Origin of the sequence: Rhizobium ecuadorense (genome assembly GCF_001187535.1) — a bacterium.
In the GTDB taxonomy this organism is placed as follows: Bacteria; Pseudomonadota; Alphaproteobacteria; order Rhizobiales; family Rhizobiaceae; genus Rhizobium; species Rhizobium ecuadorense.
This window is the reverse complement of sequence record NZ_LFIO01000996.1, coordinates 1-308: the sequence shown is the minus strand read 5'-3', so window position 1 is coordinate 308 and position 308 is coordinate 1. Positions and strand designations below refer to the sequence as shown.

Annotated in this window: 1 pseudogene; it reads left to right on the top strand. The window is 58.4% G+C overall.

The window, feature by feature from the left end:
- A pseudogene (locus tag AF337_RS18365) lies at positions 1 to 221 on the top strand (SOS response-associated peptidase); the annotation flags it as partial.
- Between the last annotated feature and the right edge of the window lie 87 nt (positions 222 to 308).

The window sequence follows — 308 nt, the reverse complement described above, 5'->3', positions numbered from 1 at the left end:
CGAACCCGAACGACATCGTGATGCCCATTCACTGGAAGGCGATGCCCGTCCTGCTGCTGACGAAGGAGGAGACGGATGTCTGGATGAGTGCGCCCTGGGAAGAAGCCCAGCATCTCGCACGCCCGGCGCCGAACGATGCGATCATGATCACGTCGCGAGAGCCTTACGGATCCAGCATCATCTCGAAAGAAGGCGATCCCATTCAGGTAAGCTTGCTGTGACAGTACAGATCCTGTGGGTCGATACGACAACCAACGAAGAGGCTCGCGCGCTCGACCGCGCCATTTGGGATTTCTCAACCCAGGAAG